Source organism: Mesorhizobium sp. B2-4-15, assembly GCF_006658505.1.
GTDB lineage: Bacteria > Pseudomonadota > Alphaproteobacteria > Rhizobiales > Rhizobiaceae > Mesorhizobium.
Genome location: NZ_VFUZ01000038.1, coordinates 20,583 through 43,821, shown reverse-complemented (window position 1 = coordinate 43,821; position 23,239 = coordinate 20,583). Strand labels below are relative to the sequence as shown.

Genomic DNA, 23,239 nt, shown 5'->3' with positions numbered 1-23,239 from the left:
TTGGCATCATCCGCCGTTTCTCCGAGGACATCGATTTGTCCTTCGACCGGGCCGACCTCGGCTACACAGGTGGTCGCCATCCAGAAAAGAAGGGCATCAGCCGGAAGCACTTTGCGGCGCGAGTCCCGGATCAATGACCTCAGAGCGGATATCGGACAATGGCACCGATGATGTTCGATAACACCCCGCCGTCATTCGACGACATTCTTTCCAGAATTGAGAAATTCCAGGAGACCATCAACAGATAGGTGCACGACTAGCTGAGAATCATGGGCCACTGTATCTCGCTCGCCTCCCGTTGCCCAACGCTGCCGGATTTTGCTAACCCAAGCTTTGGTCGCTGCATACAGTTCAGCGACTTGGACTTCGACAGGATTGGCCTGACATCCGGTTCGGGCCTGGAGAGCGCCCCGGATGGCATTTCGATTTATTCATACGGCCGACATCCATCTCGATTCGCCACTGCGCTCGCTCGCACTCAGAAATTCTGAACTCGCCGAGCTAGTCGGAGATGCCAGCCGACAGGCATTCGCTGCAATAGTGGACCTCTGTCTTGCGGAGCGCGTCGACGCTCTGGTCATTGCTGGCGATCTTTACGATGGCGACCAGACTTCTATGAAGACGGCACGCTTTCTGGCATCCCAAACGACGCGTCTCCATCAAGCTGGCATCAGGGTCTACATGATCCGCGGCAACCACGACGCCATGTCGCGGATTACGAAGCAGCTCGTGTTGCCCGACACGGTGACCATTTTTGGCGGCCGCTGCCAATCCGTGATCCAGTCTGGCCCTGGGGTGACGTCGCGTTCCATGGGCTCAGTTTCGCCAACCCCAAGGCGCCCGACAGCCTGCTGCCCAAATTTGCCGCGCCGCAGGAGGGAGCTGCGAACGTCGGCATCATGCACACGAGCCTGGCCGGCTCCCCTGGCCATGACGTCTATGCACCTTGCAGCGTCGCCGACGTGGACGGCCACGGCTTTGGTTATTGGGCGCTTGGCCATATTCACGCTCGCCAAGTGTATTCCGGCGCGAGCACGCTCGTGATGCCAGGGATCCCTCAGGGGAAAATTGGACGCCGATCGAGGGTCACGTTTGACAGCTCACAGCCCTCCTGGGCGAGGAGGCATTCCCCACGGTCTCGGAGGAGTGGGGGAATGGCGGTAGAGGGAGAGGAACTGTCATCCAACCTTCTCCACCCGTGTAGCCTTTGCCGCCATTGCACATCAATTTGCGCCGGCGCTAGCTGCCTCGCTGGGTGGTGCATGAACGGATGGGCGCTCGGGTCTAGGGTTGGACGGCTATCGAGCGGGCAACTATCGGCATGATGTCGCGATGAAGATGTCGGGCGCGGCTGGCCTTGCCTTGTTGGCGACGCGATCAGTCCGGCCACCGCAGGATCCGGGCTGCATCCTTTCGGGGCGACTGCATTGCATTGGCGGGACGCTCGGTTCTGCGCAGTAGCGACGTAATCTGTTCGGCGACGATGTACTCCTCACCTTGGTGCAGGTTGCAAGGATCGAGGTAGAAGACGCCGCGTTCCGCATGATGACCTCTCACCATTATGGAAGGCGATCCAGCTGCCAGAACTGCCACAAGCCCGGCGGCACTAAATCCGCTGGCCGGGCCGACAGCGACTTCGAGCCGATCAAGCGGATTCCCGGTCGGATCGGGAATGATGCGAACTTCCAGTCCCGGCAATTTAGACAGAGCGTCATTCCAGAGATTAAGCGCCACCTGCTCGCGTATCCGGGTGCCCTGGTGATCGCGCCGGTCCCATGCCTCAAGCGCCGCCATCACGCCGGCGATGCTTTCCTTGCCCACCTTCATGGGACGGCCGATCCCCATGTTCTGCAGGTAGCCCGCGCGGACCAAATCTTGGCGACCAGCGACGATGCCGGATGTCGGACCGCCGAGGAACTTGTGGCCGCTATAAACGACAATGTCGGCGCCTTCTCCGAGGAAGCGGCGGAGGTCGTATTCCGAGGCAGCATCGACAATTACTGGCACGCCCTTGGCGTGGCATATTTCCACGGATTCAGCCAGCGACAGCATTCCGGATTGGACTGTTGTGTGGGCCACCACATAGATAGCGGCGGCCGTTCTCTCGTTTATCGCTTCATCGAGGTGATGTCGCTGGGTGTCGCTGATCGTGCCGGCAAACACTACCTCGGCGCCGCACTGCCGGATCGCCTGGTCGATTCCAGCACCATAGTTCACCAGGTGCCCCACCTGCATAATGACCTCATTGTGCAGGTCGGCGGTGTCGTTGGGCAGGCGTTCGATCGCCAGCAATTTGGCACCGGTCATCGCCCCAGCAATACTCATCACCAGTCCGCTTGCGCTAGAGGCTGTCACAAAGCCTGCCTCAGCGCCGGTCGCCTTGGCGATCACCGCACTTGCCCGGCGCTGCAGGTCGTCGATTTCCACAAAAAGTGAGGCGATCTCGGCCATGGCCGCTACTGCCTCGGGCACGATGATTGAGGCGCCCAAGCTGGTCATTGTTCCGGCAACGTTGATGATGGGCCGCAGCCCCAGCCGCTCCCGAATGGACGAGTTCGATCCTTGATTTGGCGAAACGTCCATGGCCGCAACCTCTTCTATGAATAGATCTCGAAGATAGCTTCAATTTTCACATTTCTGCAGGAGCAAGCCGTCGAACGCGGAAGTGTCCGCATCCCCAGAACTCGTCACTTCCTATTCAGACTCTGCCACTTTGCGAATGAAATGGTTTTGTCCGACCTGAACAATTTCCTCAGAGTATGGGCGGCTCACAGCGCGTATGCGGCCTGCTTCCTTCAAGAACTTGGCACTGTTATCCACCCGAAACCGACTGGCGGGGTCCGGCACGGCCGAAAGCATCAGCTTCGTATATGGATGGCGAGGATCCGACAGAACGCCGAGAGCGTCTCCCCACTCAACTGCCTGGCCGGCAAACATTACGACAATATCTTCGGCTACATGATAGGCCGTTGCTATGTCGTGGGTGATGTATAGCATCGCAAGTCGACGTTCCTGCTTAACTCTGGACAACAGTTCTAGAATATCAAGTCGGATCGACACGTCGAGCATCGATGTCGGCTCGTCCGCCAACAGTACTTCTGGCTCGACGGCCAGCGCGCGCGCGATATTGACGCGCTGCCGTTGTCCCCCCGAGAGTTGATGTGGATATTTTGGTGCTGTCAGCTCGCCTTCGAGACCAACCCACTCAAGGATTTCCAAGATCCGCCTGTTCCGGTCCGCCCGGTCTTTTCCGTGGCCGTGCAATTTGAGCGCCCGCATAATGTGGTGGCGGACCGTAAAAGCCGGATTGAGCGAAGCAAACGGATCCTGAAAAATCATCTGAACGCTTTTGCGATAGGCTTTCTCGTCCCTCGCCTTCAATGACGATGGAAGGTCCTTGCCATTCAGCATGACGTCCCCGGTCGTTTGAGAAAATGTCCGCGAAATGATATTCGCGACCGTCGACTTCCCGCTACCTGATTCACCAACCAGTGCCAGCGCGCGCCCGGCATTGAGTTCAAACGACACCCCGCGCAGTGCCTGAAACGCCTCAAAGCGTTTGGTGACGTTCCGGAGCTGAACCGTAGGTAGGGGAACGGCCGCTTTGGCTTCGACGCGATCCGCAATTGGGGTCACGAGAATACTTTCGCGCTCCTGCCGCATCTTTGGCAGCTGTGGAATCGCCGCCCACAGCGCCTTCGTATAAGCGTGCTGCGGATTGTTGAGCATCTGGTAGACATCGCCGCTTTCGACGACCTCGCCCTTAAACATCACAGCCATTCGGTGGCATATTTGCGCCATGAGATGGAGATCGTGCGTAATAAACAGAACCGAAAATCCTCGCGCCTTTTGAAGTTCTGCGATCTGCTCCAGGATTTCTCGCTGGACGACGACATCAAGTGCTGTAGTCGGTTCGTCCATGATAATTAGGTCTGGATTGAGAGCCAGGCAGATCGCGATTACGACCCGCTGGCGCATGCCGCCGCTGAATTGATGGGGGTAGTCAGACAATCGCTGCGGGGCAATTCCCACCAGGCGCAGCATCTTTTGGGCGATGTCTCGCGACTGCTCGCGAGAGGTATTCAGGTGCTGGTGGAGGACATCGTGGAACTGCCCTTCGATCCGCATTAGTGGATTGAGCGAGTTCATCGCGCTTTGAAACACCATTCCTATTCGGCGCCAGCGCACTTTCTGCATCTGACGTTCCGTCAGCTTCAAGAGATCGCTTCCTTCAAGGACGATTTGGCCATCAACGATCCACGCCGGAGATTTGGATAGGCGAGCGACCGCGTAAGCGATCGTGCTTTTGCCGCATCCTGATTCCCCCGCCAGTCCCAATATCTCGCCGCGAGCGATATTGAGGCTCACCGACTTGACGGCCTCGAAGCTCCCGCGGTCGAGCAGGTATTCGATGCTCAGATTTCTGATACTAAGCAAAGGTTCCACTAGCGCTTGGCCTCCAGCGCCTTGGCGCGTTCTCGAGTCAATCTCACCCATCGACTAAGGGCAGGCCCGGAGCGCAGCTGTGGATTGGCAATCTCATCAAGGGTGAAATTTATCAGCGCGAGTCCCAGACCGACGAGCGCGATGCCCGCGCAAGGGGCAGCAACATCCCACCACGCTCCAACCAAGATGGCTGAGGAGTTCTGCGCGTTGTAAAGCATGGTCCCCCACGTAACGTGGAGGGGATCTCCAAATCCGAGATACTCAAGGGTTGTTTGCGTCACGATCGCGAAGATGATGCTGCCGATGAGATTGATGCCGATCAGCGGCAACAGGTTCGGCAAAATTTCGACCAGGGCCGCTCGGAACTTCGACTCTCCGACCATTCGCGCGGCAATGACAAATTCGCGGTTCTTGATCGCCAACGTCTGAGACCGGGTCATGCGTGCGCCCCAGGGCCAGGACGTCAGCGTGATAATTACGATGATCACGCTGGGTCCCACCGTACCGGCGAATGCTGCCAAGAGGATCAGCAAGGGCAAGTTCGGTATGACAAGGACGGCGTTGGTCAAAAGATCGAGGCTGCGATCGACCCAACCACCGATATATCCGCCGATCAGCCCGATGACCGTACCAAGTATTGTAATAGCAACCCCGGCGGCGACCCCGACCGACAATGATGATCGCGCACCCCAGACAAACTGGCTGAAGACGTCGCGCCCCATTTTTGTCGTCCCCATGATGTGCTCGATCGTCGGCGGCTGATGCGAGCGGGCAACTCGTTGTTCCGGGCTGTATGGCGCAATTATCGGGGCAAAGGCAGCCAATACGAAAAGCACAAGGAGAATTGCAATTCCCAGAACAGCCTTCTTTTGGTGGAGCAGAAAGCTCAACTTGTCGCTCCTTTCAGACGAGGATCAACGAGGCCGTAGATGATGTCCACCAGCAGGTTGGTTCCTAAGGTTATTAACGTCATCAACATCAACTGCCCCTGAATCACGGGATAGTCGTGGGCAAGAGTTGCCGTGAATAGTGTCATTCCAAGTCCAGGATAGTTAAAGACGACTTCAACGACGATCGATCCTCCGAATATGCTACCCAGCATAAGAGCCAGATGCGTCAACATCGGGAGCATGGCATTTCGCACACCGTAACTGAACATCACGGCAGCACTGGAAAGGCCCTTCGCTCGGCCGAGCGTTACATAATCTTCATTGAGAATAGAAATCATCGATGACCGCATCGTGCTTTGGAAGCTGGCGATTAAATAGGGTGCCAGGCTCAAAACTGGCAACACGACATGTCCCGCAACGCTGAGAAGGAAGGTACCGTTCAGCCCTGGGTCGAGATTTGGGTCATAGGCGTAGCTTACGGGAGCCAGTCGATAGAGGACGCCGAAAACGAACAGCGTCGTAAGAGCGAAAACGACTGGAGGCACGGAGTTCACGACGAAGGCGAGCGGCGAAAGAATTGAATCCGTCTTGCCGCCGCGACGCCATGCCGATAACGCACCAAGAAGTGTTCCGGCCGCAAACGAGAACAGGATCGTCGTTGTGATCAAAAACGACGTCCAGATTAGCGGTCGTGCCAGCACCTCCACGACAGTCCGTGGATAGTAGCTCGTTGACAATCCGAGATCGAACGTCGCGAGGCCTTTGAGGTAACCGCCGAACTGGACCCAGATAGGCTGATCAATCAGACCGAACCTGGCCCTCAAGGCTGCAACGACCTCAGGTGTTGCCCGCTGGCCCATCTGGGCAATCATCGAGTCGACCGGATTTCCTGGCATTAGGCGGGGAAGCACGAAATTCACGACAATCGCGATAGCAAGTGCAACGCAATATGTGCTGGTCCGTCGAAGAAATGCCTGCATCGACTCGATGATCCCTTACTACGCTGTCGTTAGGCGACAGGCGAAAGCTGCAGCAGGTGCATCAGGCGCATGTGATTGTTGTCGTGATTTTCCGGGTTCATTGTAGGCGTGTCCTTGCTGAGGAATCCGGAAAACCGCTTGGTGCAATACTGGTACCAGATGGGGTTGTTGAACGCCGGGATAACCGGAAAATCATTGGCAATGATGACCTGGATGTCATTGAAGATGGCGTGTCGTTTTGCGTCATCCGCAGTGCCGCGGAAGTCGGCAAACAGGCTATCCAGCTTCGGGTTCGTGTAACGTGACGCACTGTGCCTCGTCTTGCCGACCAAATCGCTCGAGTAGGATCCATAATACGCATCGAAGGGAGTCGCACCGTCTGGCCGTGCATGCATGGCGACGTCGTAGCTGCCATCGAGGAGGTGCTGGACATATTGAGTGAACGGCGGCGTCGCCACGGTTGCGTTTATGCCGGCCTTGCGCAGGCCTTCAATTGCGATCTGCGCGTCATCAATCCAGTCCGTCCATCCCGTCGGAACGATGATGGAAAACTTGATGGGCTTGCCGCTTTTGGTTAGCCGGAATCCTTCGCCGTCGCGCTTGTCATAGCCCGCTGCGTCGAATGCCTTGCTGGCACCATCCAGATCGAACGCAACCCACTTGTCGGCGTCCTTTCCAGCATCGGCATTCCGCCAGCTTTCAAACGTTTGCGGAAGGCCCGTCGCACTGCCATTGGCAGTCGGGTACCCGAAACCCGCGACATCGACCATGGACTTTCTATCCAGCGTCAAACTAAACGCGTGACGGAAGTTGATGTCGTTGAACGCTTCGTTATTGCCCGCCTCGGCGGCCTTCCAGTTCAGGTCGAACGACACGGTGTCGCCCGGCGGCTGCCAATAAGCATTGTGCTCGGAATCCAGGGCAACATAGGTTTTGTCGATGTCGGGGAGGAACGAGCCAAACCAATCGAGCCCGACCGTCGGCAGCGCCGCAAGCATTTGATCGTTGCCGGAAATCTGCGGGAACCTCATAACGTCGACCTTGAGAGACGCCGCATCCCAATAGTGCGGGTTGCGAGCCTGTTCATAAACCTGGGAGGTGAACCGCCGAATTTCGGTCATGGGACCCGATCCCACAGGCGTTTCGTTAGCGAAGGTGGCGGGATTCGGGACATCCTTCCAGATGTGCTTGGGCACAACAGAAAAACCGCCCAGGGCTTCGGGAAGCAGTGAGTTGATGGCCTTGAGAGTGAGCTTCACGTCCGAGTTGCCGACTTGCTGCACACCCGAAACTGCCGCAGTCAGACCGACCAGATCGACCGCGGCATTGCTGAGAGCGAGTTCAAGCGAGTAGACAACATCTTCTGCCGTGAGCGGCTGCCCGTCGGACCACATCACGCCATCGCGGATGGTGAAGGTGAGCGAGAGAAGGTCCTCGGAGAAGCTGTAGGCCGTCGCCAGACGGAACACCGGCTTGCCGCCATCGAACTGGTTGAAAATGACCAGAGGCTCATAGATGAAATCGGTGGTGCTCGACCGACGGCCGGCCGCGTCAAAAGGGTTGAAGTTCTTTACCCAACCAGTTTGTTCTTCGATGTGAACGGTCAGGACATTTTCCGATGCAGCAAACGCCGACGTCGAGAATGCCGCTTCGCCTCCCATAACCATGGCGCCTGTCATAGCACCGGTCATCATCAAAAATGTACGCCTCGACAGTTCGCCATTTGTCGTTGAGCCGTCAGATTTATTTGCCATCTTTCCCGTCCCCTGTTTGTACTTGTTTTGCTGAGTGCACACGTGAACGACTATATGGGAACGTTCCCATATCTAAGTTGACCATACAGACGCTGGAGTTAGGCTGTCAAGGGTGCAGCGCGATACCCAAATCTGCGTCGTGTATATGAAGACAAAAGCTCCGTGCGGACGCGGAGGAGGGTGCCTACGTCGCCAGTGGCCGCCATCGGGGCCCGCCGAGTTGAGCGTCCTCGCCCGCGCTGACCGTCCTCAAACTTATGCGGAACCAACGAGACAGTCGGTTTCCCGATATGGAGGGGGCAGGCTAGATCAGTGAGTCCAGGTGCGCTGCCGGCTGAGGGGCGTCTTCAGGCAATGCGGTCCGACGAGGCTCCATTGCGGCTGGATCATCCGCTTCAATATCCGCGCATTGCCAGCGCTGTCACGGACCTCAAGGTCGGTCTCGTCGATTGAGAAGATGGTGAAATCCGCCCGCGCATCAGGCTTGAGATCGAGTTGTGGCAGCCCGAGGAACCCACGCGGCCCCGTGGTGATCGCCGCAATCGTCTCGCTAAAGCTCAGGCCCGCCACCATGAGTTTGGAGGCCGTCGTCGCCAGATCGAAGACCGGGCCATCGACGCTGTGCAGATGCACATCAGTGGAGATGGAAAACGGCCGAAGCCCGCCGGCTATCGCCCTCTCCGCTACCCCAAAATCGTAGGAGGCTGCGCCGTGGCCGACATCCATCAACACGCCGCGCTTTGCGAGTTCGGTCGCCATCTCGAAAAGCCGTGGGGTCGCGATCACGGACCCCGACGCCTTGCCATTAAAGCAATGGGTTACGACATCGCCGGGGCGCAATAGAGCGAATACGTCCTCCAACGTTGGGGGCGCCTCGCCGATGTGTACCATCAAGGGGAGGTTGGCGACATCAGCCACATAGCGACCGATCTTGAGCGGTTCCACTCCCCAACTCCCGACGATCACGCCGCTGGCGCGTACCTTGACGCCGCAGATTAGGTCACGGTTTGACTCAATCGCCGCGAGTGTCCGGTCGACGTCGATAAAGCGATGATCGAGCAGTTCGGGTATACGGTTACAGGCGACAAGCCCAATGGAGCCGATATTGATGAAGGCCTTAATCGTTTCGGGCCGCCGCTCAATCACATATTCCCGAAGGCCGTGAAAGCTCGCTTCGCCAGCAGAGCCCGCATCGGCCATTGCAGTGACGCCACAGGCCATGCCTGCCGCTTCGGGCCGCACGGAAATGTCGGTGCCGCCATGCCAGACATGGACGTGAAGATCTGCCCACCCGGCCGAGACGTAGGCGCCTCGGCAATCGGTGGGGATAGCCCCTGCCAGAGGGGCGGACGCGACGTTTCCCTCAGGGTCGATATGCAAGTCGATCAGGCCCGGATGGTCAACTATCGAAAGGTTCAGGAAGGAACGGGCTTGTGGCATCCGGAGTGTCTCCTGGTGTGCAGGTTTGGTGAGTTGCATGCCCACGGTGACTACGGGAGACATGCATCGATGGTTGGCTTGCGGCCGAAAACTGCCGATTTGCCGCTTCACTTCCGCGAAGGCACTTGAAATGTTCGGCGCGTCCTATTATGGGAACGTTCCCCCAAGGAGACGGAAAAAGCAAGGTGGCACCAACAATAATAGACGTCTCGAAACGGGCAAAAGTGTCGAAATCGACCGTCTCTCGCTACATCACGCATAAGGGCTACGTCTCCGACAGCACCAGGGAGGCCATCGAAAGGGCTATCCGGGAGCTCGGCTATCGCCCGAACGAGACCGCGCGCGGTTTGCAGTCTAGCCGCAGCAACATCATCGGCGGAGTCGTGACGAACCTGACCAGTTCCTACTATTCCCAACTCGTGAGCGGGATACAGCAAGCGTGTCGACTTGCCGGCAAAGGGCTGCTGCTCGGCAGCGGCTTCGGATACCCCGAGGAGGAAGAGCGGGCGACGCTAGATATGGTTGATCGATCTTGCGATGGTCTGCTCCTTAATCTGGAGTTCCCACTCAGCGCGGCTGCGCGGGACGTCATAGAGAAGAGCGGAATCCCTGTCATCCTTGTTGGATCTAACGAGGGCGCTATCGCTGCCGGTTCTGTGACGCTCGACAACATGGGCGGAGCGAAAGAGGCGATGCGTGTCCTTCTGCAGGCCGGTCACCGCCGCATTGTCCACCTTGCCGGCATCGAAGCCCATCGCGATACGCACGCTCGCATCGCAGGGATCGCGAGCGCGTTGGCCGAACTGGGGCTGTCGCTGGCTGATATTGCGATAGAGTATGACAGTTTTACCGAGGAACATGGCTACAACTCGGTGAAGCGGCTTATCGCACAAAAGGTTGACTTTACCGCCCTTTTTGCCGGCGACGATGAGATCGCCGCCGGCGCGATTGCGGCGCTGAAGGAAAGCGGCAGGGCCGTACCTGAGGATGTTTCGGTCGTCGGCTTTGACGATAGTTTTTACGCCCGTCATCTGGCTCCGGCCTTGACGACGGTTCGCTTGCCGATCGCCACCGTGGGGGAGCTTGCAGTTGAGATGCTCCTGAAGGTTATCGAGGGTGCTACGCGCCGAAGCAGCGATATCGTGGTCCCGGCTGAGTTGATTATCCGCAATTCGGTGACTAAGGCCAAGCGCAGTTAGAATGCAACGGGAGCCCGCCCTACGGACGGTCAAAACCACTATCCGTTGCCGGCAGCACGGGAAGCCCTCCAGTGAGGGAACAGAAGCCGCCCTTGCCGGCTTCATCGCGGATGAGATCGGACTGTTCGTGGGTCTTTTACAGCGTCTCAACGGCAACCTCGATCACCTTGTCGCCGAGCTAGCCGATTGACGGTCGCTGCGGCATGAGCGATGTGCGCGGCGAAAGTCTGCCTCGCGGCCATTACCTGCCGGAAGAAGCGCCCGAGTTGCATGCTGGATCCCTCCGGAGCGGATCGCAGTCACCTAACTTGACGTCTGGGGGCCGACGTCTGCCGACGCTCAACTTACACCGTGGCAATCACCGACCTGCTCGGCGCGGCGCCACTCTCTCCGAGAATGTGAGCGGCCACGCGCAGGGCATTCGCGGCGATCGTCAGCGACGGATTCGTACCGCCAGAAGTTGGCATGAAGGAACTGTCGACAACATAGAGGTTGGCCACCTCATGCGCCCTGTTGTTGCGGTCCAGCACACTGGTCCTGGGATCATCGCCAAACCGGCAGGTCCCGCATACGTGCCCCAGCATCTTGCTGTCGTGTGCCCGACGCACCGCCTTGAACGGCTTCGGCGCGATCGCCTGCGCAACCATTCTGCGAAATTCGCGCAGCCTCGCCTGCTCGTTAGGCCCGACCGTGTAGGTCAACCGCAATCCCTTGCCGTCGGGCGACAAAACGAGTCGGTTCTCGGCGTAGGGGAGATCTTCCAGAAAGGCGGCCATGATGTGCGCGTCCTTGACCAGTTGGGCCACGCGACGTTCAACGAAAGGTCTGATGACGGGAAAAAGCATCGCCAGCGGCTCCCATGTTTCACGCATCGTCTCCCTGAAATACGTCGCTACGGTGCGGCTCGGGGGAAATCGTCCATTGGACTGGACCGTGCCATATTTGGTCCCATCGCACTCGTAGAAGTCGTTGAATGCGACCTGCTTCAGGAAACCCTGGTTCGGAGCGGTCCGCGGATAGAGGAGGTAGTAGTCGGTGAGATGGCGCATCAGGTTGCGACCGACCTGTCCTGACCTGTTGGCGAGGCCCAATTCTCCACCCGAGCGCAGGAGGATCGCCGGCGAATGAACGGCGCCCGCCGCAAGAACGACCGTACCTGCTCTGATAGTGATCCGTTCGCCAAGAACGATCGCGTTGATCGCGGTGACTGCGCCGGCACCCGATTCAAGGGTCTCGACCTCGCAGTCGGTCACCAACTTGGCGCCATGCAGCAAAACCGCCGGTCCCAGACACGCTTTGACGCTATCGCCTTTGCACCGCCTCGCGCAAACGTAGCCCAGACATTCGGCGCAACCTGGTTCGAAATCGCAGGCCATTGGCAGGCGGTACGGGTGCAGTCCCTTGGCGGACAGATCATCAAAGATTTCTCGATTGGCCGGCGTCAGGGGCGGCGGCACGGTGGTGCCACGCGTCTCGCCCACTGGACGGAACGGGTCGGGCGTGGCCCGCACTCCGTAAAGCGTTTCAGCCTCGGCATAATAGGGCTGGAACTCGTCGAAGGTAACGGGCCATGTTTCGGGGACGTTTGCGCCTGGCGCGTCGCGGAAGTACCGACCGGGCTCGAAATCCGATGGGAAGAAGCGTTCCATCACCATCCCATAGAGCGCGCTGCTGCCGCCGGTGCCAATACCGAGGAGCGGAAGGATGGCCCGCGCGGAACCAGACGTCACATCATCCATCGTCTTGGCGAGCCTGCCAGCAAGCCGGCGTTGCTCCGGTGTCAAGCCGTTTACCTGGTCAGGCACCAATGCCTCCAACCAGTTGCCCACGAAGGCGTCGGCGGAGAAGTAGGATGGACCACGCTCGAGGAAGAGGACCTGCCGGCCAGCCTTGGCCAGCGCGTACCCCAGCGTCGCGCCGCCGATGCCGGTGCCAATGACCGCAACGTCCCATTGGCGGGCCGTGAGTTCGGACGGAGTGAGGTGGTTCGGGAGCATGGTTAAATCCGCAATAAATTGATTTGCATCAGCTTATAGAGCGATCTTCATCCACGCAAGGAGTCCGCCAACGTCCGGCTCATTGGTGGTACAAGTCGCTGTCGAACCGCAATTCTCCTAGGGATTCTGGGCAAAGTAGCAAGGCTACTGGTCGGATTGCTTGGCCCAACAGATGCTTACGCGAAGCTCGCCACGAGAGCAGGTCTCAGCTTGCCGAATCAGAAAAACGGATTAACATCCAATTATTTCCATGAGCCATGGTCAGCCGATGACGTATAGCCAGTTTCCGCATCTCCTATCGCCCATCAAGCTCGGGAAGGTGGAGCTTCGCAACCGGATCATTTTTCCTGCCCACGAAACGTTGCTGCAGGGCGATGACGGACTGCTCAACGACGCCTATATCGCCTACCAGGTGGCGAGGACGCGCGCCGGAGCGGGATTGAATATCTTGACGGCCGCCAGCATAGACGAGTTCTCCTTCACGCAACCCAGCCAGCCCCGCCTCGACAGCGATGAGGCCATTCCTGGGTACCGCGCTGTCGCCAAGGCTATCCACGCCGAGGCTGGCAAAGTCTTCGCCCAACTGCTGCACGCTGGGCGAGAGATGTACAGCGCGCCGGACGGCACCTCCCCGTTGACCTTCTCCGCCTCCGACACCTATGCCGAGCGCTTTCACATCAGGCCGCGAGCGCTACAGGTCGACGAGATCGCAAGGATCGTCGAAGCTTACAGCGCGGCCGCGGCCCGCGCCGTCGAGGCGGGGGTCGATGGCATCGAAATCTGCGGCAACCAGGGCAACCTCCCGGCGCAGTTCCTTGCTGCTACGATCAACCGGCGTACCGACGATTATGGTGGGCCCTTCAGCAATCGTTTCCGCTTCATTATGGAGGTAGCGCAATCGGTTCGTTCGGCGATCGGACCGGACATCGCCTTCGGCTTTCGGTTGTCAGCGGCCGATCTCGACAATGACGGGCTGGAGGAGGACGAGAGCCTCGAGGCGCTTGCGCGGCTCGATGCGTCCGGTTTGGTCGACTACCTCCACATCGTGCTCGGCACACCCTCGACCCGCGCCGGCGCCATGCACATCGTTGCACCCATGGAGGCTGCCGAGACCGGCTACGTCACCCCCTTTGCCGAACGTGCTAAGAGACGGCTGACGGTACCGCTGGTGGCGACCGGGCGTTTCAATACCCCGCAGTCGGCTGAGTCGGCTATCGCCCAGGGTTTTATGGACGCGGCCGGCATGACCAGGGCGATGATCTGCGATCCCCGCTTCGTCGCGAAGGTTCGCGAGGGCCGCGTGGATGATATCAGGGCATGTATCGCCTGCGACCAGGCCTGCATCGGTCATTTTCAGCGTGGCTATTCGGTATCCTGCATCCAGTTCCCAGAGTCCGGACGTGAACTAACCCTTGGTGCCTACAGCATGGCCGATCGTGCCAAGAGGGTCATCGTCGCAGGCGGTGGCCCGGCCGGAATGAAGGCGGCTTCGGTTGCGGCCATGCGTGGTCACCACGTCGTCCTCTGCGAGGCCTCGGGCTATCTTGGCGGGCAAGCCGTGCTGGCCAGCCGGGTATCGGGGCGTGCCGAGTTCGGCGGCATCATCACAAACCTGGCCCGCGAGGTGGAGTTGGCTGGCGTGACAGTGCGATTGAGGCAGAAGGTGACGAGGGATTTTATCGAGAGGGAGGGAGCCGATGCGGTCGTTCTGGCCACCGGCGCGACGCCGCGCCTGCCACCATTGGAACGGATCGAGGGGATCGATCACATCACCGCCCATGAGGTGATCGCGGGGACGGCGAAAGCGGGACAAAGGGTGCTGATTGCTGACATCACCTGCGATTGGGTCGGGGTTGGCGCCGCCCTGCAACTTGCCGCGAACGGTCACGACGTCACGATCGCCGTGGTGGGCGTCCAGCCGGGCGAGACGCTGCCAGCATATGTCCGCGACAAAGCCGCCGCCAGGCTCTTCGAAGCCGGCGTCATGATCATCAACTATGCACGTCTCTATGGCGCAGAGGGAAATACGGTCTATCTCGAACACGTGGCCGCCCTGAAGCCCATCTTGGTCGAAGGTGTCGATACGCTGGTGATCTGTCACGGCGGCCAAGCGGATCGCGAGCTTGAACGGGAAATAGCGGCATTGCCCATCGAGCGGCACATCGTGGGGGATTGCCTTACCCCGCGCACAGCCGAGGAGGCGGTGCTGGAGGGATTGAAGGCGGCGGTAGCCCTATAGAACCCCGCCGGGGACCGGCGCGATGCCGCATCGCCAGCTCATGCGAATTTCGCCTTCCAGTCGGCAAAAAGTCAGTACGGAGTGAGATCCATGGGGAGGCCGCACAATTGGCCAGCGTCTGCGGAGCGCTACCAGCTACCTGCCCCAAAAGCAGGAACCCGGCCGGCTTTGAGCCTGATGCGCTTTTTGATATTTCCGGGCGCGGTCTTCTGCAAACGAGAAGCTGGGCATAGACGACGGTGGCGGACTGCGAATCCCGGATCACTGATCTAGAGACTTTGTGTCCGATTTCGAGTGGGCCGACCGTCCAAGGCGGGGTCAACACTGCCCATTGCGAAGTCACCGCTACTTACCGGCAACACCTCCGGCAAGAACATGCGCAGATACGCGGTTTGCATGCGCATACTCTCCTGGAAAGACTCGTCATCTATATAGCCGTGCAGGGTGTAGGACCGTGACCAGAGCCCGTCGACGACCTCCATGCTAAAAGCAAACTTCTGCGTCAGGCCGGGAATTTCGGGCAGAACAAAAAGCTCCATCAGAATGTCGACCAGGGCCCGAGCTAGCCTGTCATTCTCGGCGATGGTGGCTCGGCGCGACTCCCGATGCAAGATCGGCCCAAGGCAGGCCTCGCTTACCGGGCGGTGATCGTTGAAATAGGCGCGGGCATGCTTGCCGACATCATAGAGCCAGGTCTGCCAACTGAAATCCCTGCGGCGGGCCAATGCCTGGCCCGCCTCGATAGCATCTTGGGAGGACTTACGAAGGTAGCGTCTGCTCAGCTCAATTCTGAGCGCGGCCATCGTGGGGAATAGGTAGTTGATGGACGCTGGCGAGATGCTGGCCTGGCGGGCAATGTCGTAAAAGCTGATATCTTCTATGTTTGCCGCCTGCAGCAGCTCTTCCGATGCGTCGAGGATTTTCTCGAAGCGTGCCATGCTGCGATTTTGAGAGGGTTGCCGGGCCACATGTTCGATGGTGTCGGATCTGCCTTTGCGGAGCGAGGACCGCGGCCTGATGCTGGTGTTGTTGTCTGGCATCTAAATAACTCGCTTGCGGAGCGAAAGAGGACGTGGACCTACTTGGCGAAGCCGGGTCGGACGCCGACGGACCCCGCGGCACCTGGCCGGGGGCCTGTCGGGCTGCAACATTCCTAAACCCCACATTAATCGAATCATCCACTGTCTCTGGCGGCACAACCCGAACTTTAATAGCCCATCCGGTACAACGTTGGCTAGGCTGCACGCAAAACGTTGCCACGGCTTGTTCCGGGCTTTGGATCGGCCGTCTGCCAAATGTGAATGCGTCCAGCTCCGGAGGTGCAAGGATCGGCCGAATGCTCTTGGCTAACTTCGGAAAGTGACCAGGACATGATCTGAGGAATGTGGTGGGCCCGTGAAATATCAAAGGGTCGTCGAGACTGATACACCTGCGGGCGCGAAGACCATCACGCCGCTCCGCAGCCGCAACTTGTGTCTCAGAATGCTCCCACTAGGGTGACGGTTATACCCCTTTCAGTTGACCCACGAAACGCCCATTTTTTTGTCCTCACTGGAATGAATTGCCGGGAGGCACCTGGCCAAGGAAAACACCCGGCTCAATAGAGTCGGCACCCTATAATCAGATTAAGAATGAAAAAAATTGTAATGGGGCGCCTTATACGATTGATAGAGAGACGATTCCGATATAGAAAGCGATTTAAATCAACTTATGGCACCCACGAGATGTCGCCCGAGACTCCGCGAGACGACCTCGCATCTTCCGTGTCGGTCATCGGCCCGATTGCGCAGATCGGTTATGTTGTGGCCAACCTCGAGGCCGCTGTAAGCTTCTGGGTCGCGCACTTGGGCGTAGGGCCCTTCTTTGTGCAGAAGCACTTGCAGTTCTCTGAGCTCGTCGTGAACGGTGCGTCAAGCGATTTGGATTTCAGCCTTGCGCTGGCATGGGGCCGCGGCGTCCAGATCGAACTGATCGAGCAGCACAATGAGACGCCTTCGGTGTTTCGCGGCTTCCCCTACGGTGCCATCCACCACGTTGGAATCCGAACCATGCGGCTTGCCGAAGATGCGGCTCGTCTGAAGGCCGCCGGCATGCGGGAGCTGCAAAGGGGTGTCGCCGCGACCGGGTCGACCACCGTTTTCTTTGATGGCAATCCGGTTTGCGGGATCATAGAGCTCATTCAACCTGCGGATGGCGGGGCTCTGCTGGAGAAGATGAAGAAGGCGGCTTCGGAGTGGGATGGAAAGAGCCTTTATGGCGCTTGAATTTGATGCGGCGGACTGAGTAATCAACTGGAAGGGTGGTGGTAAAGAAATTATCCTCGGTGGAGGGTTAGCTTAGCAATCCCGGGCTTCGGTCAGATGTACTACCAGGATCGTCGCCCCGGAACCGACAGGGGCCCCACTCCCGTGCTCTGGCTCGCGGCTTCTGGCTCAACCCATCGGACTTCAATCGCCTCGCGGCCAAGATTGCGTCTGAACGGCGCGTGGTAGCGCCGGATCTGCGTGGGCGTGGCAAATCTTCGAGGTCGCTGGACTGGAGGCCGCGGACTGCGCCGCCGGACGCGAAGCAGATCGCCCCACTTGACCACAGCAAAGGATTGCCTGGGCGGTCAGGTCGATCACCGTGGTGCGGCCCCGTCCCGCGTCCAGTCATCAAGCGATCCGGTTACCTGAGAGTTGATGGCCACGCCCGAGATGCAACCTCTCGGCACCGGCAGCCGTCTCCGCGTCTCCTGTACCGTTACGGGGCCATGCCCTGCAGGTCTCTGCGCTCCTCGATCGCGGCGAGAGCCTCAAGCGTGAGCTCCCGGCGCACGTTGCGACGGCGTCTGATCTCGACATAGACGACACCGGCGATAGTGATGAGAATGAACAGCAGGCCCAGCGCGTTGATCTCGGGCGTAAAGCCCGTGCGAACCATGGAGCCAATATAGACGGTCAAAGTCTGGGCGTTGCCACGCGTAAAGAGGGTTATGTTGTAGTTCTCCACCGACTGGAAGAAGGCCAGCACTGCGCCAAGGACGATGGCGGGATAAAGGTGGGGAAGAACAATCCGGCGCATGACTTGGCCATGGCTCGCGCCGAGATCGAGCGCCGCCTCCTCAAGGCCCCTGTCAAAGCTTTGGAGCCTGGCAAGCACCAAGAGCATGACGTAGGTCGCGATGTAGGACACCTGTCCCAATGCTGAGAGGTGCAGGCCGGCCGGGATGTTGAATTCGTTCCAGAACAGTAAAGTCGAGATGCCGACGACAACACCGGGCGTGAGGATTGGCGCGATCAGAATGCCAAACAGCAGCGGGCGCATCCTGCTCTGCAGACTGTTCAGCAGCAACGCTGCGGCGGTTCCGATTGGCACCGCCATGGCGACCACGGCCAGTGCCAGGAAGAAGGTGTTGATCCCGGCATCCAGCATGCGCTGGTCGTTCCACAGATCCTCGAACCAGCGTTCGGTGAAGCCGCGCCAGGGATAGACGGACGGGAAGCGCGAATTGTTGAAACCGGCGCCGCCCATGATAATCAGCGGCACAACCATATAGGCCATACACAGCCCCAGAAAGCCATTTGCGAGTATCTTGCCGAGGGTCAGTTTTTGCATGAGCTCACCGCGCGATATCGGTCAGGTTTACCTTGAAGAGCCGGATCATGAGCGACACGAACACCGTGCAGACGAGAAGCAACATGAAGGCGTAGGCCGAGCCGGTGTTCCAGTCCAATCCCTCGAAGAACCATTGCATGATCACCTCGGTGAACCAGCGCGAGCTGGGCGAGGCGAGCAGCCGCGGGACAAAGAGGGCTCCCGCGCACATCATGAAGACCATCACGCAGCCCGACGCGATGCCCGGCTTAGCATGCGGGATTACCACCCGGCGGTGGATTTGCCACCAGCGCGCGCCCATATCTTCGGCCGCCTCGATCTGGTTGGAATCCAGGGTGGTGAGCGACCCATAGATCGGGAACAACATGAAGAGAAAATAGGTGTAGATCAGGCCGATGATCACGCCGTTGTAGCCGCTGATCCAGCGGATCGGGCTGATCCCGAACAGGCCGAGCAGTGCGTTCAGCGGGCCTTGGTATGCCAGGATGATGTACCAGGCGAAGCTGCGCAGCAGTTCGCTGATCCACAAAGGGATGAGCAGGATGAGGAACAGTGTCGCGACAGTGCGCGGATTGACCACCTTGGCCAGGATGTAGGCCAGCGGATAGGCCAGCGCCAAGGTGATGACAGTGACAAGGCAGCTGATCGCCACCGTCTGCGCGAAGACGAAGAGGTGGATCGGGATCGACAGGAACAGGAATTCCTTTGTGGCGTTCGGGTTCAGAAGGGTCAGATAGTTCTGCAAGGTGTAGTGGTCGTTCGGACCGCCGACTTGGTCGGCCGGCAGGGACGGTCGAAACGATGCGTCGACTAGGAACAGATAGGGAAGAATGATGAGCACCAAGACCCAGAACGCCGTCAGAGCCACCATGACGACCGTCGCGGCAAAGCCATATCGGCGCGCCACGTCCTTCATTGCGCGACCTCGACACGGTACGACTGACCCTGCCGGACACCGACGTCGTCCTCTCCAGCGCGTGCAGGCAAATTTTCTGTCAGGATCGTGGCTTGGTCAGGCGTGAACTCAAGTCGGGCATCTGTCCCGACCGGCGGGATCCACACCGAAGCATCGTTCGGGACCTGCACGATGTGCCGCCGCCCCCGTTTGTCGCTGGCGTGGATATTGATGAAGTTTCCTTCGAAAGCGATGCTCGCGACCTTGACGGCGACGACGTTTGCGCCCTCGCGCGCCTTCTCGCTCACGGGATTGAGGGTTACGCGCTCGGGCCGCACATAGAGCTTCGCATCGGCATACTCCTTGACCCCGGATCCCACCATGGCTCTCAGCACCTCCCCGTCATCGGTCGTGAAGGTTCCGACACCGGCTTGGATATCGTCTAGGGTTCCGTTGAAGACATTGTTCTCGCCTACAAAGGACGCCACGAAGCCGTTGGCGGGGTTCTCGTAGATTCTCTGCGGCGTATCGACCTGCTGCAGCCTGCCCTGCGACATGACGCCAATGCGGTCTGACATTGCCAGCGCCTCACCCTGGTCGTGAGTGATGTAGATAAAGGTGATGTCCGTGCGCTTCTGGATCGCTCGCAGCTCCGCACGCATGTGCTGCCGCAGCTTCAGGTCAAGCGCCGAGAGAGGCTCGTCAAGCAGCATGACCTTCGGCTCGACCGCAAGGGCCCTGGCGATCGCCACGCGCTGTTTCTGGCCTCCCGACAGCTGCGCGATGGCCTTGTCTCCAGCTCCAGGCAGGTCAACCAGCCGCAACAGCTCCTCGGCCCTGGCGCGTCGCGCGGCCCTTGGTGCGCCGCGGACCTCGAGACCGAATGCAATGTTTTCCCACACAGACATCAGCGGGAACAGGGCGAGATTCTGAAAAATAAGCGCGGTTGGCCTGCGGTTCGGGCCGATCCCCGCCATGTCCTGGCCACCAATCCTGACGCTTCCAGCACTCGGGCTGATGAAACCGGAAACCGCCCGCAAGATTGTTGTCTTGCCGCAGCCTGAAGGACCGAGGAACGAAAAGAATTCACCGGATTTGATGGACACAGACACATTGTTTACGGCCCGGAAATTACCGAAATTCACCGAAACGCCTGAGAGTTGTACGCCTTCGCTCATCGACCGCCTATTTGAGATTGTAACCTATGGCCCGGGAGCCGCCGACCGCGCAGCCTCTTCAAAGGCTTGAGCGTACAGAGGGCAACGCGCGACCCTGCCGCATCACACGGTCAAGGCGCCAAATCATATGGCCGCGGGCACCGCCAGGAAAGAGCGGCGCCTGCGGCCATGATCGACCTCGATCAGGCGGCGCGCCATTTGTCTCCGTATTCGGTGCTCAGCTTCACAAACCATGGCTCGCGTGGCGGCCACAGCCAGAGCTTCTTGAGGGCATCTTCCGGATAGGCCGCCTTGTAGAACTCAAGCACCTGGGGTGACATCAGCTCAATGCCGCCCTTACCGATCGGGTTGCAGCTGTACATTGTTGCCCAGCCCGAGGACCCTTCAGCCGAGGACACCCAGTTGATGAACTCATGCGCCTGGTCCACATTCGTGGCGTTCTTCATCAGCACGAAGCCTTGGCTCCAACTGAAGGCGCCTTCCTTGGGCGCTATGAAGCCAAACCCGTCGGGCGCTAGATGCGCGCCGCTCGAATCCCAGCAAAGACCGAGTGTGCAGCCATTGGTTCGGAAGGCACCCTCTGCTTCCGACTCCGAGGACCAAAACTGGGCAACATTTGCCTTGCGTTCGATCGCCGCGGCCAGGACGATGTCCCAGATCTGCCGCATCGTCGCCTCGTCCCTGTAACTGTCTAGGAACGGCCGCGGCAGCTTTCCCTGAGCCTCGAGGAGGCGGCCCATGGCCGGAAGAGCCGATTGGGGACGAAGGGTCACCTTGCCTTCATATTTCTTATCGAAGAGGTCGGCGAGGCTGGCTGAGCCATATGTCATCGGCGCATCCTTCTTGCTAAACACAAGCGCCTCGGTGCCCCAACTCGACGGCAGGTAGTAGCGTTTGCCGTCGACTTCGCCCTGGTCTCCCGGCGTGGCGCCCGGCGCGCCGTCGACGAAGTTTGACATCTTGATCTTGGTCAGGTCGTACGGCTGGAGCATGCCCTCGCTAATCCAGACGCGCACATAATGCATCGCCGGCTCGGCGATATCGATGCCGCCACTCTTGGCCAGCTTCGCCTGCGCAAGCATGGTCTCAGCGTCAGGTTGCTGAGAGGCAATATTGACCGTAATGCCCGTCGCCTTCTTGAACTTGTCAAGCAACGGCGAATAGTCATAGCCCGACCATGCCATGAAGTTCAGGCTGCCTGAGGAAGAGAACGCGTCCTTGACAATGGCCGGGGCGGCAAGTGCTGCCAAGCCCGCTGTTGTCGCCCCTTTCAACAAGGTCCTGCGGCTGATTCTATAGGTCATGCTGCTTCTCCCATATGTCTTTCGTGGATCATTGTTTTTGATATTTCCGTACCCCGGGCCAAGGCGCCGAGCCGAGCGACCTTGGCTATTGGCGGAGGCTTAACGCAGATCGAATTGGTTGTAAATCAGATTTTAGCGAGATGCCGACTCGTTATCGTGTCAAAACGGGTCGTAGTCGATTGCGCATGCGCGTTTGCCCTTATCGGCCTTTGTCTCGATCTGGCGGCCTGTATGCGTCCCGGCTGGAAAGAGATCCGCAACGCCTTCACACGCAAGGCATACAGGCGCTACCAGGCCCGTCAGCAGCCCGCCGTTGCACGGCGAAGCGGCGTAGGCTGTGAGAGCGGCACAGGTGTCGAATGGTAGATCCGGACATCGCTGTCACCGCTATCATGCCGGCATGGCGAGTTCCGTCAATTTCGATTAAGATCGCAAAAACGGCGCGCATATAGTCCCTAGCAGGGGCAAAATTCACGCCACGCACACAGCAGTTTTTCGCTGTGCGCGCAGCCCACCGGAAGAGCTGGGCCGCATGTCGATGGTACAGGAGGCTCAAATGAGGACTACCGACGATGAGGCACCGACCGACCAGATGCAAGGCGCCGTGCGACCAAAATCGTCGATGCGTAAGACCAGATCCGACGAGGTTGAACATGTGGCGCGGCGCCCAACACAAAACCGCAGCCAGGCAAGATTCGCCAAAATCCTTAGCACCACAGAAAAGCTGCTCGAGGCCGTCAACATTGAGGACATAAGCTCCTACGACGTTGCCCGGGCGGCCAAGATGCCGCCCGCGTCAATCAACTACTTGTTCCCAACCATGGCCGCGTTGCGCATCGAGTTGACGCGGAAATACGCGCAGATAGGGACCGAGATCACCGTGCTTGCGCATCGTGCCCAGGCACGCTCGAAGAATCCGAGCTGGCAAGTTTGGATGTATAAGATGGGTGAATATGCTCGCGACCAATACAACGCCAGCCGACCCATCTGCGAGGTGCTGCTCGGCCCGCAAATCCATCGCCAGGCAACCTTGGCGACGTATCAGGAAACTCGGGCTGCGGCGCGAGAACTCGCATCGGCGCTACGCTCATTTTTCGTCATGCCCAACATCCCCGACATGGAAGAAACCTTTTCCCGAGCCATGGACCTTGTCGAGTCGGCTTGGGCACGATCTTATCTGCTTTACGGCAAGATTGATGACGAAACCTTCGAGCACTCCATGCGGATGCAAATTTCCTATTTGAGGACAATCCTTCCGGACGTGCTCGCGGTCAGGCCAGGCAAGGCAGACGCTTGATTTGTAAGCATATTATCACCATG

16 protein-coding genes and 1 pseudogene are annotated in these 23,239 nt (G+C 59.1%); 5 read left to right on the top strand and 12 right to left on the bottom strand.

The window, feature by feature from the left end:
• Nucleotides 1-414: 414 nt before the first annotated feature.
• Nucleotides 415-1,067, top strand: a pseudogene (locus FJ930_RS28230) (DNA repair exonuclease); the annotation flags it as partial.
• A 310-nt stretch (nt 1,068-1,377) separates the two neighbouring features.
• Here FJ930_RS28230 and FJ930_RS28225 read toward each other — a convergent pair.
• The 6 genes from FJ930_RS28225 to FJ930_RS28200 form a co-directional block, all read right to left on the bottom strand.
• On the bottom strand, nt 1,378-2,583 hold the full coding sequence (locus FJ930_RS28225; protein WP_141840961.1) for an aminotransferase class V-fold PLP-dependent enzyme: 1,206 nt from the start codon (nt 2,581-2,583) through the stop codon (nt 1,378-1,380).
• Nucleotides 2,584-2,694: 111 nt separating this feature from the next.
• A complete protein-coding gene (locus FJ930_RS28220) occupies nt 2,695-4,446 on the bottom strand; it encodes an ABC transporter ATP-binding protein (protein ID WP_181763495.1) in 1,752 nt (583 codons plus the stop codon).
• Nucleotides 4,446-5,336 carry an ABC transporter permease gene (locus FJ930_RS28215; RefSeq protein WP_141840959.1) on the bottom strand — a complete coding sequence of 297 codons (891 nt, stop codon included), beginning with the start codon at nt 5,334-5,336 and terminating at the stop codon, nt 4,446-4,448. Before FJ930_RS28215 ends, FJ930_RS28220 begins: the two co-directional genes overlap by 1 nt.
• Complete coding sequence (locus FJ930_RS28210; RefSeq protein ID WP_141840958.1) at nt 5,333-6,316, bottom strand: ABC transporter permease; 984 nt, start codon at nt 6,314-6,316, stop codon at nt 5,333-5,335. Before FJ930_RS28210 ends, FJ930_RS28215 begins: the two co-directional genes overlap by 4 nt.
• 29 nt (nt 6,317-6,345) lie before the next feature.
• Nucleotides 6,346-7,977 (bottom strand): ABC transporter substrate-binding protein, encoded by a 1,632-nt coding sequence (locus FJ930_RS28205; RefSeq protein ID WP_246677069.1) that lies wholly within the window; start codon nt 7,975-7,977, stop codon nt 6,346-6,348.
• Nucleotides 7,978-8,379: 402 nt separating this feature from the next.
• Nucleotides 8,380-9,510, bottom strand: coding sequence for an amidohydrolase/deacetylase family metallohydrolase (locus FJ930_RS28200; protein WP_141840957.1), 1,131 nt, complete (start codon nt 9,508-9,510; stop codon nt 8,380-8,382).
• 149 nt (nt 9,511-9,659) lie between these two features.
• On the opposite strand from FJ930_RS28200, the gene FJ930_RS28195 reads away from it, so the two are divergent.
• Nucleotides 9,660-10,709 (top strand): LacI family DNA-binding transcriptional regulator, encoded by a 1,050-nt coding sequence (locus tag FJ930_RS28195; RefSeq protein ID WP_141840956.1) that lies wholly within the window; start codon nt 9,660-9,662, stop codon nt 10,707-10,709.
• A 344-nt stretch (nt 10,710-11,053) separates the two neighbouring features.
• Here FJ930_RS28195 and FJ930_RS28190 read toward each other — a convergent pair whose 3' ends face one another.
• Nucleotides 11,054-12,706: a GMC family oxidoreductase gene (locus FJ930_RS28190; protein ID WP_141840955.1), complete on the bottom strand. Its 1,653-nt coding sequence runs from the start codon at nt 12,704-12,706 to the stop codon at nt 11,054-11,056.
• Nucleotides 12,707-12,974: 268 nt separating this feature from the next.
• On the opposite strand from FJ930_RS28190, the gene FJ930_RS28185 reads away from it, so the two are divergent.
• Nucleotides 12,975-14,945 (top strand): FAD-dependent oxidoreductase, encoded by a 1,971-nt coding sequence (locus FJ930_RS28185; protein ID WP_181763494.1) that lies wholly within the window; start codon nt 12,975-12,977, stop codon nt 14,943-14,945.
• Nucleotides 14,946-15,214: 269 nt separating this feature from the next.
• Here FJ930_RS28185 and FJ930_RS28180 read toward each other — a convergent pair whose 3' ends face one another.
• The gene (locus tag FJ930_RS28180; RefSeq protein ID WP_141840953.1) at nt 15,215-15,985 is read right to left on the bottom strand and encodes a TetR/AcrR family transcriptional regulator; all 771 of its coding nucleotides are present in this window, start codon (nt 15,983-15,985) and stop codon (nt 15,215-15,217) included.
• 684 nt (nt 15,986-16,669) lie between these two features.
• On the opposite strand from FJ930_RS28180, the gene FJ930_RS28175 reads away from it, so the two are divergent.
• Complete coding sequence (locus FJ930_RS28175) at nt 16,670-17,209, top strand: VOC family protein (protein WP_181763493.1); 540 nt, start codon at nt 16,670-16,672, stop codon at nt 17,207-17,209.
• 478 nt (nt 17,210-17,687) lie between these two features.
• Here the strand turns inward: FJ930_RS28175 and FJ930_RS28170 are convergent, their stop codons facing one another.
• From FJ930_RS28170 to FJ930_RS28155, 4 genes are all read right to left on the bottom strand, one after another.
• Nucleotides 17,688-18,542: an ABC transporter permease gene (locus FJ930_RS28170; protein WP_141840951.1), complete on the bottom strand. Its 855-nt coding sequence runs from the start codon at nt 18,540-18,542 to the stop codon at nt 17,688-17,690.
• A 4-nt stretch (nt 18,543-18,546) separates the two neighbouring features.
• Complete coding sequence (locus FJ930_RS28165; protein WP_141840950.1) at nt 18,547-19,458, bottom strand: ABC transporter permease; 912 nt, start codon at nt 19,456-19,458, stop codon at nt 18,547-18,549.
• A complete protein-coding gene (locus tag FJ930_RS28160; protein WP_141840949.1) occupies nt 19,455-20,615 on the bottom strand; it encodes an ABC transporter ATP-binding protein in 1,161 nt (386 codons plus the stop codon). Before FJ930_RS28160 ends, FJ930_RS28165 begins: the two co-directional genes overlap by 4 nt.
• 182 nt (nt 20,616-20,797) lie before the next feature.
• Nucleotides 20,798-21,919 carry an extracellular solute-binding protein gene (locus FJ930_RS28155; RefSeq protein ID WP_141840948.1) on the bottom strand — a complete coding sequence of 374 codons (1,122 nt, stop codon included), beginning with the start codon at nt 21,917-21,919 and terminating at the stop codon, nt 20,798-20,800.
• A 556-nt stretch (nt 21,920-22,475) separates the two neighbouring features.
• Here FJ930_RS28155 and FJ930_RS28150 point away from each other — a divergent pair.
• Nucleotides 22,476-23,216 (top strand): TetR/AcrR family transcriptional regulator, encoded by a 741-nt coding sequence (locus FJ930_RS28150; protein ID WP_141840947.1) that lies wholly within the window; start codon nt 22,476-22,478, stop codon nt 23,214-23,216.
• The last annotated feature ends 23 nt before the right edge of the window (nt 23,217-23,239 follow it).